Annotated in this window: 16 protein-coding genes; 6 read left to right on the plus strand and 10 right to left on the minus strand. The window is 51.8% G+C overall.

Annotated elements, in window-relative coordinates; translation table 11 throughout:
- Window positions 1-675: a cell division ATP-binding protein FtsE gene (locus tag H8K29_RS11655; RefSeq protein ID WP_186884471.1), complete on the minus strand. Its 675-nt coding sequence runs from the start codon at window positions 673-675 to the stop codon at window positions 1-3.
- Window positions 676-701: 26 nt separating this feature from the next.
- Window positions 702-1805, minus strand: a complete 1104-nt coding sequence (gene ftsY, locus H8K29_RS11660) for a signal recognition particle-docking protein FtsY (RefSeq protein WP_186897729.1) — start codon at window positions 1803-1805, stop codon at window positions 702-704.
- A 111-nt stretch (window positions 1806-1916) separates the two neighbouring features.
- Between ftsY and rsmD the strand changes: the two genes are divergently transcribed.
- From rsmD to H8K29_RS11675, 3 genes are all read left to right on the plus strand, one after another.
- The gene (rsmD, locus tag H8K29_RS11665) at window positions 1917-2576 is read left to right on the plus strand and encodes a 16S rRNA (guanine(966)-N(2))-methyltransferase RsmD (protein ID WP_186897730.1); all 660 of its coding nucleotides are present in this window, start codon (window positions 1917-1919) and stop codon (window positions 2574-2576) included.
- Between the two features lie 64 nt (window positions 2577-2640).
- Window positions 2641-3135: a pantetheine-phosphate adenylyltransferase gene (gene coaD, locus H8K29_RS11670; RefSeq protein ID WP_186884474.1), complete on the plus strand. Its 495-nt coding sequence runs from the start codon at window positions 2641-2643 to the stop codon at window positions 3133-3135.
- Between the two features lie 51 nt (window positions 3136-3186).
- Window positions 3187-3444, plus strand: coding sequence for a YfhL family 4Fe-4S dicluster ferredoxin (locus H8K29_RS11675; protein WP_186884475.1), 258 nt, complete (start codon window positions 3187-3189; stop codon window positions 3442-3444).
- An 18-nt stretch (window positions 3445-3462) separates the two neighbouring features.
- Here H8K29_RS11675 and H8K29_RS11680 read toward each other — a convergent pair whose 3' ends face one another.
- From H8K29_RS11680 to H8K29_RS11690, 3 genes are all read right to left on the minus strand, one after another.
- Window positions 3463-4593: a diguanylate cyclase gene (locus H8K29_RS11680; RefSeq protein ID WP_186897731.1), complete on the minus strand. Its 1131-nt coding sequence runs from the start codon at window positions 4591-4593 to the stop codon at window positions 3463-3465.
- Between the two features lie 32 nt (window positions 4594-4625).
- The gene (locus H8K29_RS11685) at window positions 4626-5474 is read right to left on the minus strand and encodes an MOSC domain-containing protein (RefSeq protein ID WP_186897732.1); all 849 of its coding nucleotides are present in this window, start codon (window positions 5472-5474) and stop codon (window positions 4626-4628) included.
- A gap of 90 nt (window positions 5475-5564) precedes the next feature.
- A complete protein-coding gene (locus tag H8K29_RS11690; RefSeq protein ID WP_186897733.1) occupies window positions 5565-6581 on the minus strand; it encodes a GlxA family transcriptional regulator in 1017 nt (338 codons plus the stop codon).
- Window positions 6582-6714: 133 nt separating this feature from the next.
- On the opposite strand from H8K29_RS11690, the gene H8K29_RS11695 reads away from it, so the two are divergent.
- A complete protein-coding gene (locus H8K29_RS11695) occupies window positions 6715-7371 on the plus strand; it encodes a cysteine hydrolase family protein (protein WP_186897734.1) in 657 nt (218 codons plus the stop codon).
- A gap of 92 nt (window positions 7372-7463) precedes the next feature.
- Here the strand turns inward: H8K29_RS11695 and ychF are convergent, their stop codons facing one another.
- From ychF to uvrA, 5 genes are all read right to left on the minus strand, one after another.
- Window positions 7464-8555: a redox-regulated ATPase YchF gene (gene ychF / locus H8K29_RS11700; RefSeq protein ID WP_186897735.1), complete on the minus strand. Its 1092-nt coding sequence runs from the start codon at window positions 8553-8555 to the stop codon at window positions 7464-7466.
- Window positions 8556-8578: 23 nt separating this feature from the next.
- Window positions 8579-9973 (minus strand): MATE family efflux transporter, encoded by a 1395-nt coding sequence (locus H8K29_RS11705; protein ID WP_186897736.1) that lies wholly within the window; start codon window positions 9971-9973, stop codon window positions 8579-8581.
- A 215-nt stretch (window positions 9974-10188) separates the two neighbouring features.
- Window positions 10189-11301 carry a patatin-like phospholipase family protein gene (locus tag H8K29_RS11710; RefSeq protein WP_186897737.1) on the minus strand — a complete coding sequence of 371 codons (1113 nt, stop codon included), beginning with the start codon at window positions 11299-11301 and terminating at the stop codon, window positions 10189-10191.
- A gap of 16 nt (window positions 11302-11317) precedes the next feature.
- Entirely contained in the window at window positions 11318-11893 is a 576-nt protein-coding gene (gene pth, locus H8K29_RS11715) for an aminoacyl-tRNA hydrolase (protein WP_186897738.1), read from the minus strand.
- Between the two features lie 7 nt (window positions 11894-11900).
- Window positions 11901-14768, minus strand: coding sequence for an excinuclease ABC subunit UvrA (gene uvrA, locus H8K29_RS11720; protein ID WP_186897831.1), 2868 nt, complete (start codon window positions 14766-14768; stop codon window positions 11901-11903).
- A gap of 250 nt (window positions 14769-15018) precedes the next feature.
- Here uvrA and H8K29_RS11725 point away from each other — a divergent pair, with 250 nt between their 5' ends.
- Together H8K29_RS11725 and ssb are read left to right on the plus strand one after the other, a co-directional pair.
- On the plus strand, window positions 15019-16203 hold the full coding sequence (locus tag H8K29_RS11725) for an MFS transporter (RefSeq protein ID WP_186897832.1): 1185 nt from the start codon (window positions 15019-15021) through the stop codon (window positions 16201-16203).
- Window positions 16204-16242: 39 nt separating this feature from the next.
- Entirely contained in the window at window positions 16243-16734 is a 492-nt protein-coding gene (ssb, locus tag H8K29_RS11730) for a single-stranded DNA-binding protein (RefSeq protein WP_186884484.1), read from the plus strand.
- Window positions 16735-17441: the final 707 nt, after the last annotated feature.

The following is a 17441-nucleotide window of genomic DNA, read 5'->3' on the forward strand; positions in this document are numbered from 1 at the left end:
TCAGGCGGCAGCGCCTGTTGTCCATGAATCCGAGATTTGTCCATTGCTCAGATAGATCACGCGGTCGGCCTGATCCAGGAATTGCTCATCGTGACTGGATATGATGCAAGTGACGCCGGCGCTCTGGAATGCTTTCAATGCGCTCAGCACTTTGTTCGCATTGTCTCTGTCCAGAAAAGCGGTAGGTTCGTCAGCCAGAATAATTTTGGGGCGATTCACGATGGCGCGCGCAATCGCAACACGCTGCTGTTCACCACCGGAAAGCTCCAGCGGCAAGGCATTGGCTTTATCCAGCAATCCGACTTTTTCCAGTGCGACGCAGGCACGTGATTCTGCTTCACCCGAAGTAGCGCCGGTCACAATCAGTGGCAGCATGACGTTGTCGAGAACGCTGCGGTCGGTCAGTAATTTCTGATCCTGCAAAATTAATCCGAGCTTGCGGCGCAAATACGGCAGGCTGCCGGTTTTGAGTTTGCTGACATCCTGACCATTAACGATGACATGGCCGCTGGTCGGCTTTTCTATGCCTGCGATCATTTTTAATAAAGTCGATTTTCCGGCACCAGAGGGGCCCGCCAGAAAAATGAGTTCTCCATCCTGGATGGTCAGAGAGATATCGCGCAAAGCGTAGGCATCACGCGAATATTGTTTAGTGACGTTATCGAATTCGATCATGATCGTTGCACTGACTGTCTGTGATTTTAATTAAACAAGGCGTCGACGAATTCCTGCGCGTTGAATGGTTGCAGATCCTCGATCTGCTCACCGATGCCAATGAAATAGACTGGTATCGGGCGTGTCTTCGCAATTGCAGCCAGAACGCCGCCTTTTGCTGTGCCATCTAATTTGGTGATGATCAAACCGGTCAGTTGCAATGCATCGTCAAACGCCCTGACTTGTGCCAGCGCGTTTTGTCCGGTGTTGCCATCAATGATCAGCAACACTTCCTGCGGTGCGCCTTCCATGCCTTTGGCAATCACACGTTTGATCTTTTTCAGTTCTTCCATCAGATGCAATTGAGTCGGCAAACGCCCTGCGGTATCAACCATCACCACATCGGTGCCGCGCGCGCGCGCGGAGGCAACAGCGTCAAACGCCACCGCTGCCGGATCGCCGGATTCCTGCGAAATCACCGTCACATCATTGCGCTCGCCCCAGATCGATAATTGCTCGCGCGCTGCAGCACGGAAAGTATCGCCAGCCGCCAGCAACACGGACTGATGGTGAACCTGCATGTGCTTCGCGAGTTTGCCTATGGTGGTGGTTTTTCCTGCGCCGTTAACGCCGGCAATCATCATGACCAGCGGTTGATGACGACCCAGTTCCAGCGGCTTTTGCAAAGGTGTGAGCAATTCCAGCAACAACGCTTTGAGCGCTGTTTTGACTTGTTCTGCTTCGGTTAATTTTTCTTCTTTGACTTTCTTTTTCAGCGTATCGAGCAAAAACAGCGTCGCTTCGACGCCCGCGTCGGATGTCAATAAAGCCGCTTCGAGTTCGTCGTATAGCTCATCATCAATACGCGCGCCGATAAACAGCGTGGTCAGATTCGATGAGGTTTTGGCCAGACCAGCTTTCAGACGGCTCAGCCATGAACGCTTTTGTTCAGGTTGTGGCGCAGGCGCTGATACCGTTTCTACGGCTGCTGTTACTGGCGCCGCCGCAGCGAGCGGTTGTATTGCTGGTTCGGCAATTGTCTGCGGCAGCTCGGCAGGCGTAGTCGGTATTGCCGCAGAAGCAGGCGTAGCAACGACTTCTGGCGTTACTACCGGTTCTTCTTTGGGTTTTCTTTTGAAAAAACTAAACATCGGATGATTTTGTCGGAGAGGGGAAGCTGCAAACTGCTGACCCAAGTATTAGAATGCAGCCATTCTAACAGACCGCGCCGGGTAATTTGACTTACCAGTGTCATTCAACTAATGAAAACCAAGACTAAAAAACCCGTATCTCCTCAAAGAGTCGCCCATCAGGTGCGAATCATCGGCGGCCAGTGGAAGCGCAGCTTGTTAAGCGTGATTGAGGCCGATGGCCTGAGACCAACGCCAGACCGTGTCCGTGAAACGACATTTAATTGGTTGAACCATCTTTTTAACGCGAATTGGGCGCAAGTCAGTTGCCTGGACTTATTTGCCGGCAGCGGCGCGCTGGGATTTGAAGCCGCCAGCCGTGGCGCGCGTCTGGTCACGATGGTGGAGTCGCATACGCCGGCGTTCAAGCAGCTCGAACAGGTTAAAGCTAAACTCGAAGCGCATCAGTGCCAGGTGCTCAGGGGCGATGCCGGTAAAGTGATCACGAGCGCTGCGGCCGAAGGGAAAAAATTTGACCTGATCTTGCTGGACCCGCCTTTCGAACAAGGCTGGCTGGCAAAAATTTTGCCTGTTTGCCGCGAAGCGCTGAGTAATGATGGGTATGTTTACGTCGAAGCAGAATTCCCGCTCGACGAGCAAAGTAGTGACCCGGATATGCTGGAATTGCTGAGCGGATGGCAGGTGATACGGGCGGATAAAGCCGGAAGTGTGTATTTCCATATTCTGCAACGCAACATTTTGCAGCATAATGCGCACGAAAATCAGGCATAATGCCAGATCAATTTAGTGCATATCATTATGCAAACAGCGCAAATAGCGAAAATAAGGAGTCAAGATGGTCACAGCCGTTTATCCGGGAACATTTGATCCGCTGACCCGCGGTCACGAAGATCTGGTGCGTCGCGCCTCAGGTCTTTTTGATACTTTGGTGGTTGGTGTTGCCGACAGTAAAAATAAACGGCCATTTTTCTCTCTGGAAGAACGCCTGAGCATTGCGAATGAAGTGCTGGGACATTATCCGAATGTGCGGGTGGAGAGTTTTTCTGGCTTGCTCAAGGATTTCGTCAGGAAGAATGATGCCCGCGTGATCGTGCGTGGTCTGCGGGCCGTGTCGGATTTTGAGTATGAGTTTCAGATGGCAGGGATGAACCGTTATCTGTTGCCGGATGTGGAAACGCTGTTTCTGACGCCGTCTGACCAGTATCAGTTTATCTCAGGCACGATCGTGCGTGAAATCGCGATGTTTGGCGGTGATGTATCCAAGTTCGTTTTTCCTTCGGTTGATCGTTGGCTCAAGCAGAAGGTTGACGCGCTGAACGAAAGTAAATAAAGCGTTACTGCCATGCCGCAGATGCGCAGATGAAATGAAAGTGAAGTAAGTATGGCCCTGATGATTACCGACGATTGCATTAACTGCGACGTGTGTGAACCCGAATGCCCGAATGACGCGATTTTTATGGGGCCGGAGATTTATGAAATCGACCCGCATAAATGTACGGAATGTGTTGGTCACTACAAAGAACCGCAATGCAAGCAGGTTTGTCCGGTGAACTGCATTCCATTCAATCCTGAATGGCGTGAGACGCCAGCGCAGTTGCAGGCGAAATACGAACATTTACAAGCGGCACAAGTTAAATAATTTCGTTGCCGCTACCGGTTATTCGCAACGCACCTGATTTCTGCCGGAACGTTTAGCATCATACAAAGCGCGGTCGGCGCGAGAGATCATTTCTCTTGCCACCGCAGTCGCCTCACCCAGATTGTGTTTCTCCGACACGGTCGTCAATCCGATAGAAATCGTGGTGGAACAATGTCCCTTATCTGACAGTGTAAATGGTTTGCCTGCGATGCTGCGACGTATGCGTTCTGCTACCAGCATGGCGTCCTGCAGATTGGCGTTAATCAGTAAAACTACAAATTCCTCACCACCGAAACGCCCCAGCGTATCGCTGAGCCGTAATTCTGCTTTGATCCGCTTTGCCACCTCGCACAAGACATCATCACCGCCCTGATGACCATGCTGGTCATTAATTTTCTTGAAAAAATCGATGTCCAGATACATACAGGCGATGCCGTAAGACTGGCGACGGGCGCGGGCAATTTCCTCCAGCGTGCGTTGTTCGACATAGCGGCGATTACTGACATTCGTCAGTGGGTCTGTCAGACCGATATAAACGAGTCGTTCATTATTCAGAACATTTTCTAAACAGATCGCAATGATGGAACCCAGGCGCTCAATGAAATCGGTTGCCATCGTTGTCAGAAAACGCTCTGCACTGAAGCTGCCCAGATTCAGATAGCCGATCAGGCGGTTTTGCCGCACCAGCGGAATGACCGCAACGCTGGCGGGTTTTTTTGCGCAGCTGCGATATAAGTTACCGTACAGATGACCCTGATATTTGCCTAACAAAGGTTTGTAAGACAGCAGTGCTTTGGTCTGTAATTCGTGTTCGTGGCGGACAAAGAGCAGGCCGGGAAACTCTTGCAGGTCAATGCGCAGATCGTTCAGCATTTGTTGTAAATCCTGACGCGGATCGACCAGCGCGAGGGTAACGATATCAAGATCGGAAGTGTTTGCCAGTTCGCTGAAAATATAGCTGATCAGTTCTTTGAAATGACTCGCACCGATGATTTTCAATTCAAAACTCTGATGACGCGCGAGTATGCTTTGATTCCTGTGAGCCAGTTCCAGGATATCGTCGAGCTGTGTGCGGAGGGCGTGATTCTCCACCCGGAGATTTTCCAGACTTTGTGCCTGACGTCTGGCGTTCACATTGGCTCTGTCCATACTTCCTTATTTTTTTCGAGAGAATGCGGTATTCAAAACGCAATCGGCATCTCAACTTCATCGCCGACGCGTAGCACTAAACCCGCACCTTGTTCGAGGATGACGTTCATGCCAAATGTAATTTCGCCGTCAACAATCGGGTTGGCGCGATAGCTTTGTAAAATATCGACGGGGCTTGCGCCGACTTCACCCGTCAATTGATCGACCGCCGGAATCGGGCAGCGCGGGCAGGGTTTAACAGGACGCAGCTGTATGCCATTCTTCAACAGATAACTGGCAGCGTAGTCTTCCTCGAATGCCTCAACGCCATCAATGACGATGTTTGGGCGGAAGCGGTTCATGGGGACGGCCTGACGTCCTTGTGCAATGGCTCTGCGATTCAGATCTTCGAGTGAGGCCTGCGCAATCAATAGTAAAGGGTAACCATCCGCAAAGCGGGTCGGTGCCAGTGTGTCGCCGGTCCATTTGGTATTGGCGTAACGCTGTGCCTGTGGCGAGAAACGCACCAGCCGGCATCGCGTACCTAAGGCTTGGCTAAACCAGATCGCCGCTTCTTCACCGGCATCATCTGCGATGACTTCCGTTTCCCATATCTGGACAGTAATTTTTTGCGCATCGGCATTCGCTTTGAGCAAAATACTCAGCGTTGCCATCGCATCGGTATCGACGCGTAAGGTGTCACCAGCAATCGTTATCCGCAGACAGGCCATACGGGGATATTCACGTTGCGTCAGAAAAAGACCGCTCTCGTCGACCAGCATCCATTCACGGTCGCAGACCCCAGCGTAGCTCAATCCACTCGCGGTTATCACTGCTTCTGTCAGCGCAATGCCAGCACAGGATTTGATTGGATACATCGTGAGTTCGGAAATGGAGGGCATGCGGTAAATCTGAGAGTAAATGCGGTCAGGTCAAGTATTTTAATGCCTTATGGCAAAACGGGTGAGTTTAAATTGTCAATCACATCACTTTTAAGGTGCATCAGCGGTGCCACGGAATTGCAGACGATAGGCGGAGGGCGAAATTTTCAGCACTTGTGCAAAATACCGTCGCATCAGTAAGGCGGAGCCGAAACCGGCAGCGGATGCAATCTCTTCGATAGTCTGCCGGCTCGATTCCAATTGCCGTTGCGCATAGTTCAGTCTTTGATGCAGCAGCCACTTGCCAACCGTGGTTCCTGTCAGTTGCTGAAAATGACGGGTAAATGTTCTGCGACTCATCAGCGCTTTATTGGCCAGCATATCCAGCGTTTGCGTCTGATCTAAATGAATGTGCATCCAATGTAAGACTTTCCCTAAGCGGTCGTCGCTGGCAAGTACCGGTATGGGTTGTTCTATGTATTGCGCTTGCCCGCCCTGACGATGGGGGGCTACCACCAGCCTGCGTGCAACCTGATTCGCTAACCCGGCACCAAAGTAGGTGCGCAGCAGATGAAGGCAGCAATCAATACCCGCTGCGGTTCCTGCCGAGGTCGTGATTTTGTCCTGATCAACGTACAGGACATCCGGCTTGACATGGACTTGCGGATAGCGACTCGCAAACTCCTGCGCCAGTGCCCAATGGGTCGTTGCCTCGCGTTGATTCAGCAAACCCGCATCGGCTAATACGAAAGCGCCGAGGCAAAGGCCAACGATATGTGTCCCGTTTTTGTTAGCCAAGCGCAGCAATTTGATTAACTCGCCCGGCGTCGTCCGTAAATCTTCGTGCCACGATGGAATGATAATGATGTCGGCTCGCCTGAGTGTTGACAGGCCATATTTGGTTTCCAGCGTATAGCCTGCGCTGGTTCTGATTTTGTGATTTCCCGCTGTGCCCGCCTGCGAGCAGACACGTAAGCGTATTTCAGGGGTGTCAGCGTATTTATGTAGGTCACCGAATACCAGACTGGGTACCGATAAATGAAACGGGCTGATGCCATCAAACGCCAGCACACCAATCGTGAGCGGTGATGCAGCGGATTTTATTAATGTGGCAGATGGATTCGGCATGGCCTGATTGTATCTAAATATGTCAATCGGGTCACTCTGAAAAATAGCGAATTTCACGCAAAATATTCATTCACACAGCACCGCTTTTGTTGCTGATACTGAGTTGCCTCGCTTATCTGAAAAAGGAAAATATATGTCTGCTCCCGCATTAAGCCCATCCGCACCGCGCCGTGCCCTGATTGTGATTGACGTGCAGAATGAATACTTCAGTGGTCAGATGCACATCAGTTATCCCGATCCGCAATCGTCTTTGCAGCAGATAGGCAGGGCGATGGATGCTGCGCATCAGGCCGGTATTCCGATTTTCCTTATTCAGCATTCTGCGCCGGAAACTTCCCCGGTGTTTGCCCGCGGCTCCGAAACCTGGGCATTGCATGACGAGCTTATGCAACGACCGTTTGATGTGTTGATAGAAAAAAACAAGGCCAGTGCATTTAGCGAAACAACACTGGATGCGCAATTGCAGGCCTTACAGATCGACACGCTGAGCATCGTTGGCTATATGACGCATAACTGCAATGCCAGCACCGTATTTGAGGCTGCGCATCGTGGCTATCAGGTCGAAATCCTGAGCGATGCCAGCGGCTCGCTGCCGTACCGCAATGCTGCTGGCGCTGCCAGTGCGGAAGAAATCCACCGCGTATTTCAGGTGGTATTTCATTCAAATTTTGCCAGCTCCTGTACGACAGACCAGTGGTTAACTGCACTTGAGCAACAAGTCCCGCTCAGTCGCAGCAATGTCTATACATCGCACCAGGACGCAATCAGCAAACCGTCAGCAAGTCTTTAGCACTGACGCCAATAAAAAAGCGGAGCCCGGTTATGGGCTCCGCTTGATAGTGCGAAATCAGGCCTGAACAGATCTGACTTCTATCGTTCGACTCAGACGTTAAACAGGAAGTTCAGTACGTCGCCATCTTTCACAACGTATTCCTTGCCTTCGGCGCGCATTTTGCCGGCTTCTTTGGCACCAGCTTCGCCTTTGTGGGCGATGTAGTCATCAAATGCGATGGTTTGGGCGCGGATGAAGCCGCGTTCAAAATCGGTGTGAATCACACCTGCTGCTTGCGGTGCGGTGTCGCCGATGTGGATAGTCCATGCGCGGACTTCTTTAACACCTGCGGTGAAATAAGTTTGCAGGCCGAGTAATTTGTAAGCTGCGCGGATCAGACGATCGAGACCCGGTTCTTCCATACCCATATCGGCCAGGAAGTCAGCTTTGTCGGCGTCGTCCAGATCGGCAATTTCAGATTCGATCGCAGCGCAGATGGCCACGATAGGCGCATTCTGGGATGCGGCAAAGGCGGTCAGTTGATCCAGCAATGGATTATTCGTGAAGCCGTCGTCGGAGACGTTGGCGACATACATCGCAGGCTTGGCGGTGATCAGGCACAGCGGTTTGATCAGTGCCATTTCGTCGGCATCCAGACCCAGTGCGCGTACTGGCTTGGCTTCGTTCAGTGCTGGCATGATGCGTTCCAGCAAAGCGACCAGCTTGGCAGCATCTTTGTCGCCGGAACGGGCTTTTTTGTTTTCGCGGTGAATCGCTTTTTCCACGCTGCTCATATCAGCCAGCGCGAGTTCGGTCTGAATGACTTCGATGTCATCCAGCGGGCTGACTTTACCGGCAACGTGAATCACATTGTCATCTTCAAAGCAGCGTACGACGTTGACGATGGCGTCTGTTTCACGGATGTGTGCGAGGAACTGGTTGCCCAGACCTTCGCCTTTGGATGCGCCAGCGACCAGACCGGCGATATCGACAAATTCCACAATCGCATTTTGTATGCGTTCAGGTTTGACGATTTCCGACAATTGTTTCAGGCGTGGATCGGGCACTTCCACTACGCCGACGTTAGGCTCAATGGTGCAGAAAGGATAGTTTTCTGCCGGGATGCCCGCTTTAGTCAGTGCATTGAATAAGGTGGATTTGCCGACGTTAGGCAGGCCGACGATGCCGCATTGGAGACTCATAGTGTTTTGCCGATCAGATTGAATTAACCCGCTATTTTACCGGATTTGACTGCCATTCTGACCCGGATACTGCTGATACGCTGCAAATAAGCGAGTAACAGACCGCCGGCAATGGTTAATCCGAGGATCAGCCCTATCCAGAATCCTTGCGATGCCATCGGTGACGATGGCCGCCACGGCATCCATTCCGGCGCTAATCCCAGCAGGCAGCCTATCGGCAGGGCAAAACCATAAAACGCCATCAGATGAATCAGCATCGGGGTACGGGTGATTTTATAGCCACGGATCGCGCAGGATGCCGTAACCTGCGCCGCATCGGATAACTGGAAAATAGCGGCGAACAACAGCAGATCCGCCGCTAGTTTTTGCACTTCCGGGTCTGAGGTATATGCTGCCGCGATACTGTCGCGGAACACGGTAATGCCGGTTGCAGAGACAAATGAAAAGGCAAGCGAGAGGCCGACCCCGACCCAGGATACAAAGCGCGCGCGCAGCTCATCGCCTTCGCCGAGTGCCTGACCGACGCGGGTCGTCATGGCGATGCCTAAACTCATCGGCACCATGAATACCAGCGAAGAAAAGTTCAGCGCAATCTGATTCGCCGCGACTTCAATCACACCGAAACGGGCGATCAGCAAACCGACCGAGGCAAATGCCGATACTTCCGCAAAATACGTGACACCGATAGGCAGACCCAGCTTGAGCGTGGAGCGAATTTCAGCCCAGTGCGGCGGCTCGACATGCGAAAACGGATTGGTCGCACGATACGCCGGAGCGCGTCGCATCCACCAGATCATCGTACCGAACATCAACCAGATACCGACGCCGGTCGCGACCGCGCAGCCGCTGGCGCCGAGTTGCGGCAGGCCGAAATGGCCGTAGATCAGCAGCCAGTTCATGACGACATTAAACAGCAGCCCGCCTAATGCCATCACCATCACAGGCTTGGTCTGATTCAGGCTGGTGGTGTAGCCATACAAGGCGCGGTACATCGCAAAAGCAGGCATGCCTATGCTGATGATATGCACAAAGCGGCTCGCTTTTTCCTGCACTTCCGGCTGCAGTTGCAGATATGAAAATACTAATGTGGACGCATTCAGTAACAGGCAGGCGATTAAACCGACGCCAAGACCCAACCACAGCGATTGCCTGACGATATGCGGGACTCGCTCGTATTGTTCAGCGCCGACTTCATGCGAAACGACAGCATTGACCGCCATCATGATGCCCATCACCGTCACCAGCACGATAGTCCAGAGTGAAGTGCCGAGCGAGACGGCGGCCAGCTCTTCGGCATTGAAATGCCCGGTCATCGCAACGTCGGCGACACCCATGCCCACTGTGGCAAGCTGGCCGATTAAAACAGGCCAGGCAATTTGCCAGAGAGCGGCGGCTTCGGTACGGATGCGGGTTTTCATGCTGAACTTCTGTCTTTCTTGAAAGGATCAGCATCTTAACCGATCACTGTGACAGACTCAAAAAATCTGCACCAAAATTGGGATGACCGGGCCAGTTTTATTTCATCACCAAGTAAATATGCGCCGTACAGAGCATTTATCTCTTGTAAGGCGCATATTGATTGGGACTATGTATTTGAAATTCAGTTCAGCTAAGTCAGTTCAACTAAGTCAGTTCAGTGATTCAGGAGACGAACTTGTGACATGTCCGGTTGCGCGATGAAAGCAGCGAGATCATCGCGCATACGGGCGCTGTCGGCGATCGCGATTTTCCATTGCTGAACGCGCAGCGCATGATTCAGCCCGTAATGAAAGAAATCCTGACGATCCGGCAGTTTGCCGCGCGGTAACTGGCGTACAAATTCAGCCGAAGGCGAAATCATGATCACATTATCGACCCAACTGCGATGGCGGCCTTGGCCTGCACGCCGCCACGGCAGCGCTTTATCGAGCCAGCCGGGGATGATGCGATCAGTGAAATGTGGATATAACACCAGCCCGGCATCACCCTTGTCTGCATTGCTTAGTATGCGCTCGTAAGGCAGGGCCAGATGGTAATCGATCATGCCGCCATCCCAGTAGGTGCCAGCCGGTGCGCCGGGAATCTGCCTGACCGGTTCCATCACCAGCGGCAATGTGCCAGACGCCAGTAATGCGGGCGCAAGATTGTCGGTGCTTAAGTCGCACAAATGGGTAGGGAAATGATCGAATGGCTTTTCCAGCCAGGCGCTAACTGCGGCGCGATTGCCGATGACGACACGTTCTATGTGCCGCGCCAGAAAATCGCGTGACAGCAGATTGGCGAATGCGGCGCTGGCGAAACCGGCTTTCGCCTGCATCGCCGTGGTGGGCGACTGCAACAGACCACGCCCGCGATTCGTCAGTATCTGCAAATGCTGTAAAGGGTTAGTGACGATTTCATGCTCGTAGCCGCTGATGAAACGCTGCAGTAATTGCGTGATCTCTTGCGTCACCAGCGCGGCGGGTGGCTTTTCCGGATACTGTTGTTCGCAATACAGATCGGCCAGCCTTTGAAATGCCGCGACAGGATCTGCACAACTTGCCGCCGCCATGCGCCACGCACCGATGGATGCGCCGATCAGCGTGCGTTGGCGCGGTGCTGCAGGCAGCCACTCACCGAACAACCATTGATCCAGACCTTGCAGTATCAGGCCTTTGGGGCCACCGGCAGCGGCGGGAATCAGCGCGATATCTGCTGCCTGCAAGCCATTTTTCTGCAAATGTGCAAAGGCCGTTTTCCCGGCAAAAATCTGTATGGAAGAAGGCATGTCCAGGTTGTCCCGCTTACTTTGCGTTGGTATGCAGACGGGTCATCGCTTCGGCGGTCTGACCTTCGACCATCAGCGGTAACACATCTAAACTTTTTGCTATCGCTTCGTCGATCAGCGGCTGTTCTTCTTTACGCGGCCGATGCAGTACAAAATCGGCGACGCCCTGATTCAGATTCAGCGTGCGCGGATGGCCGATACCAATCCTTAGCCGCCAGTAATCCTGCGTGCCCAGCGCTGCCGTAATATCTTTGAGCCCGTTATGGCCGCCCGAAGATCCGCCTTTTTTCAGTTTGGCGACACCGGGCAGCATATCGAGTTCATCGTGCACCACCAGCACCTGATCCGGCGTGATTTTATAAAAGCGGCAGATCGCACCGACAGATTGCCCGGATCGGTTCATAAACGTTTGCGGTTCCAGCAGCCAGACTTCCTCTCCCGCAATACGTGTTTTGCCGACCAGCGCATTAAAATTTTTATCCCGCTGCAAGCTGACCCGCAGCTGATCGATCAGCCAGAAACCAGCATTGTGGCGGGTTTGTTCATACTCAGGCCCCGGATTACCGAGGCCGACAATCAGACGAATAGACATGGTGAGACTACTTCTTGCGTTTCTTTAAAAGAGGTAACAGGTATTTGCCGGTCACGCTGTCGGGATTGGCGGCAACTTGTTCCGGCGTGCCAGTGGCGATGATGCGGCCACCGCCAGCGCCGCCTTCGGGGCCCAGATCAATCAGCCAGTCAGCGGTTTTAATCACGTCCAGATTATGCTCGATGATGACCAGCGTATTGCCCTGATCGCGCAGTCTGTGTATCACTTTCAGCAACAGGGCAATATCGTGGAAATGCAGACCTGTCGTTGGTTCATCGAGTATATACAGCGTGCGGCCGGTATCACGTTTCGATAATTCCAGCGACAATTTTACGCGTTGCGCTTCACCGCCGGACAAGGTGGTCGCGCTTTGTCCGAGGCGGACATAACCCAGACCGACATCCAGCAAGGTCTGTAATTTACGCGCAATCACAGGCACAGGTTTAAAGAATTCATGCGCATCTTCGACGGTCATTTCCAGCACCTGATGGATGTTTTTTCCTTTGTACTGTACTTCCAGCGTTTCGCGGTTATAGCGCTTGCCGTGGCAAACATCGCATGGCACATACACATCCGGCAGGAAATGCATTTCGACTTTGATCACGCCGTCGCCCTGACAGGCTTCGCAGCGACCGCCCTTGACGTTGAATGAAAAACGGCCTGCGCTGTAGCCGCGTTCTTTGGCTGTTGGCACGGTCGAAAACAAATCGCGTATCGGTGTGAATAAACCGGTGTAAGTCGCCGGATTAGAACGTGGTGTGCGTCCGATAGGAGCCTGATCAACCGAGATCACTTTATCGAAATGTTCCAACCCGCTGACATGATCAAATGGTGCCGGTTCGGTTTGCGAGCCATACAGATGGCGCGCCGCGACGTGATACAGCGTGTCGTTCACCAGTGTGGATTTGCCTGAGCCAGAGACACCAGTGACGCAGGTCAGCAAACCAACCGGCAAATGCATGGTCTCATTTTTGAGATTATTGCCACGCGCACCGGCGATGACTAATTGCTTGTCCGGATGGCTTTCATGACGCTTGGCCGGTACCGAAATTTCCAGCTCACCGCTCAGGTATTTTGCGGTCAGCGAGCGTGTATTTTGCATGATGTCGTCAAGCGAACCCTGCGCGATCACTTCGCCACCATGCACGCCAGCACCGATGCCCATGTCGACCACAAAATCGGCGCAGCGTATCGCATCTTCATCATGTTCCACCACCAGCACGCTGTTACCAATGTCGCGCAGATGTTTGAGCGTGTCGATCAGTCTGTCGTTATCGCGCTGATGTAAGCCGATAGATGGTTCATCCAGTACGTACATCACGCCAGTCAGCCCGGAGCCTATTTGTGAGGCGAGACGGATGCGCTGGGCTTCACCGCCGGAGAGTGTATCGGCGCTGCGTTCGAGCGACAGATAATCGAGGCCGACGTTATTCAGGAAAGTCAGACGTGCCGTGATTTCTTTGATGATACGGTCGGCAATATCGCGTTTCGCACCGTGCAAGGTCAGATGTTCAAAGAAATGCAAAGTCTCGCGCAAAGGCATGGCGCTGATATCGTAAATTGCTTTTTCCTGTTTGCCTGTGCCAACTTTGACATTGCGTGCCTCTACCCGCAGACGCGCACCGTCACACGATGGGCATTGTTTTTCATTGATGAATTTCGCCAGCTCTTCTTTCACCGCCATCGAGTCGGTTTCACGATAGCGGCGTTGCAGGTTGGTCACCACGCCTTCAAACGTGTGCTCTTTGATGACGGTACGGCCTTTTTCGTTGATGTAGGTAAACGGTATGGTTTGTTTGCCGGAGCCGTACAAAATGATTTGCTGCGCTGATTCCGGTAATTGCTCAAACGGCGTATCAATATCAAATTCATAGAATGCCGCCAGATTTGACAGCATCTGGAAATAAAACTGATTGCGGCGATCCCAGCCTTTGACCGCGCCGCTCGCTAATGACAGATTCGGGAAAGCGACGATGCGTTTAGGATCGAAAAATTCGATATGACCCAGCCCATCACATTCCGGACACGCGCCCATAGGATTGTTGAACGAAAACAGGCGTGGTTCCAGCTCTTGCAAGGAATAGCCGCAGATAGGGCAAGCAAATTTATTCGAAAATAACTGCTCCTGCTGACTATCCATATCCACGATCAGTGCGCGGCCATTCGCAATCCGCAGGCAGGTTTCAAAAGACTCCGCCAGACGTTGCTTGATTTCTTCTTTGACTTTAACGCGATCAACGACAACATCGATCGTATGCTTTTCAGTTTTCTTCAGCTTCGGCAAATCATCGACTTCATAAATCTTTGCTTCATGCGTGCCGCTTTGCACGCGGAAACGTACGAAACCTTGCGCCTGCATTTGCTCGAACAGATCCACATGCTCGCCCTTACGGTTGGATACTACAGGTGCCAATATCATCAGCTTGGTATCTTCCGGCATTGCCAGCACGGTATCGACCATTTGCGATACCGATTGCGCGGCCAGCGGGTTTTCCGGATGATCCGGGCAATATGGCGTGCCGACGCGGGCGTACAGCAGGCGCAGATAATCGTGAATTTCGGTGACGGTACCGACGGTGGAACGCGGATTATGCGAAGTCGCTTTCTGCTCAATAGAAATCGCAGGTGACAGACCTTCGATCAGATCGACATCCGGTTTTTCCATCAGCTGCAAAAACTGCCGTGCGTAGGCCGACAGCGATTCCACATAACGACGCTGGCCTTCAGCGTACAACGTGTCAAACGCCAGCGACGATTTGCCTGAGCCCGATAAGCCAGTAATCACGACCAGCTTATTGCGCGGCAAATCGATGTTGATGTTTTTCAGGTTATGCGTACGCGCGCCGCGTACGCGGATCAGCTCGCGCTTCTGCATACGGGCAATATCGTCCGCATCGAACTCGATTTCGGCTGGTTTTGGTGCTTTAGCGGCTTTTGGTCGTGTCGTCATGGTATTTGATCTGAATTTGGGCTGAGGCAAGCAACCTGCTACTATAACGGGTTTTTGAACATTACCGCAGGCTCGTCTTTGCTTTGCGCAAATTACCTCACGTGGGCGAGTTTTTAATATGACTATGGCAACAAAATCCGATAGCACTGGTGCAATACAAAGTGAATCATCCGGGATGAGCCGCGATGAAATCCGTTCCGCCACATCATTAGCGTCGATCTTCGCCTTGCGCATGCTCGGTTTGTTTCTGATTTTGCCAGTCTTTGCGATACACGCAAAAACGCTGCCGGACGGCGATAACGCCTTGCTGGTCGGGCTGGCGATGGGGATTTATGGTCTGAGCCAGGCATTTGGTCAGATTCCATTTGGTATTGCATCGGATAAATTTGGCCGCAAACGTATCATCGTCATCGGTCTGATTTTATTTGCGGTCGGTGCGTTTGTCGCCGCATCCGCCACCACTGTCATGGGGGTTCTGATCGGCCGGGCGATTCAAGGCGCAGGTGCAATTTCTGCCGCCATTACCGCCTTGATCGCTGACTCGACACGTGACGAGCACAGAACCAAAGCGATGGCGATGGTGGGCGGCTCTATCGGCTTGACGTTTGCCTTGTCGCTGGTGATCGCCCCCTTGTTGTATCAGAGCATAGGTATGGGCGGCATTTTTGCGCTGACTGGGGTACTCTCGCTGATCGCGATAGTTGTCGTTTTGTATGTCACACCGGATGCCCCAGCCTTGCAGCACGAGCCTGTGCCCTTATCCGTTGTCTTGAAAAACCGCGAACTGATGCGCTTAAATTATGGCGTGTTTGTGCTGCATCTGTCGCAGATGGCGATGTTTGTCGTCGTACCATCAGTGTTGGTTCAGTTTCTCGATTTGCCGGTTGCGTCGCACTGGAAAATCTATTTACCGATTATGTTTGCGTCGTTTATTGCGATGCTGCCAGCGATTTTTATCGGTGAAAAATATGGCAAGATGAAACAGGTGTTTGTCGGTGCAATTGCCTTACTGTTGTTGGTGCAGCTGGGTTTCTGGCAGTTCCTGCAACAGCCTTTTGCTTTGGTCAGTTTATTGTTTGCCTTTTTTGTGGCTTTCAATATTTTAGAAGCGAGTCAGCCATCATTAGTCTCGCGTATTGCGCCGCCTGCAGCGAAAGGTGCGGCACTGGGCGTGTATAACACCTTGCAAGCGATAGGCTTGTTTTGTGGCGGCGCTGTGGGTGGGTGGATCAAACAAAATCTTAGCGGATCAAGCGTCTTCATTGTGTGCGCAATAATGACGGTGCTGTGGCTTATAATCGCGATCAACATGCCCGACATTGCTAAACGCACGAAAGCAGCGCCCGCAGTGCAGGCTTAATTAATACACATTTGAATTACAGAAAAACAGGAGAATTACATGGCATCCGTGAATAAAGTCATCATCGTCGGCAATCTTGGCCGCGACCCTGAAACACGCTACATGCCAAGTGGTGACGCGATGACCAGCATTACCGTCGCGACAACCGATAGCTGGAAAGATAAAGCGACCGGCGAAAAGAAAGAGCAGACCGAATGGCACCGCATTACCTTTTTTGGCAAGCTCGCTGAAATCGCTGGTCAGTATCTGAAAAAAGGCTCACAAGTCTACGTCGAAGGCAGCTTACGCACTCGCAAATACACAGACAAAGACGGCGTCGAAAAATATGCGACCGATATCAAGGCAGACAGCATGCAGATGCTGGGCGGTCGTCAGGGCATGGGCGGCGGCGCAGCCATGGATGACAGCGGTTACGGCGGCGGAGCACCTGCTCCCGCTCCACGCCAGGCCGCAGCGCCTGCGCCACGTCAGGCTCCAGCTTCTCGCCCGGCACCGAACTTCTCAGATATGGATGACGATATTCCGTTTTAGAGTGTACCTACGATACCAAATGTAAAGTTTTAATTTAAGGCCTTGATTTATCAAGGCTTTTTTTTATTTGCAGAGAAAAATAAATACAAATTTTTTTTATAAGATGTTTGCGATTTGATTAGCAAAAAGAAATATGTTGAATAACGATAAGTCTTTGATATATATGGAATTGTTTTCTTCAGAAATAAAGAAAATTTATATCTTTAAAAGAAATGTAAATCAATGTAATTGTTAAAAAATAATTTCTTATATTGCACTATGATTTTCACGCATTAATCCGTCTCATTTTTTGGATAAATCGTCGGAGATTGATGACTGTATCCAAAAAATCATATCGGTCGCCGGCATCGTACTCAAGGGCAATGCCGCGTAAATTGATCGTAAAAATAAGCGCTGATCTCTATTCCGGTGGTAGCGGCGTATACGCAGTGGCGACACGTGTTTCTGTCATTTGATCGCCCTTATCGATCTCTGCGACTCGATGGAAAAGAAGAGTATCCGGGTTTATTTACTCCTCGCTGGCGAACATCGTTGTTGCCAGCAATGGGTTGATCTCAATTTCAAATTTATTAGGTGAGGATTCCACATGTGGTCAGGAAATAAAACGCCGTATCTCAAGCAAAGTATTGCTCTGACACTTTTGATATGCACAACTGCTTGTGGGAATAGTTCCGGCAGTTCAGCCAATCCGGATAGCAATAACAGTA

The organism is Undibacterium sp. CY21W, from assembly GCF_014284265.1.
Taxonomy (GTDB): Bacteria; Pseudomonadota; Gammaproteobacteria; order Burkholderiales; family Burkholderiaceae_D; genus Undibacterium; species Undibacterium aquatile.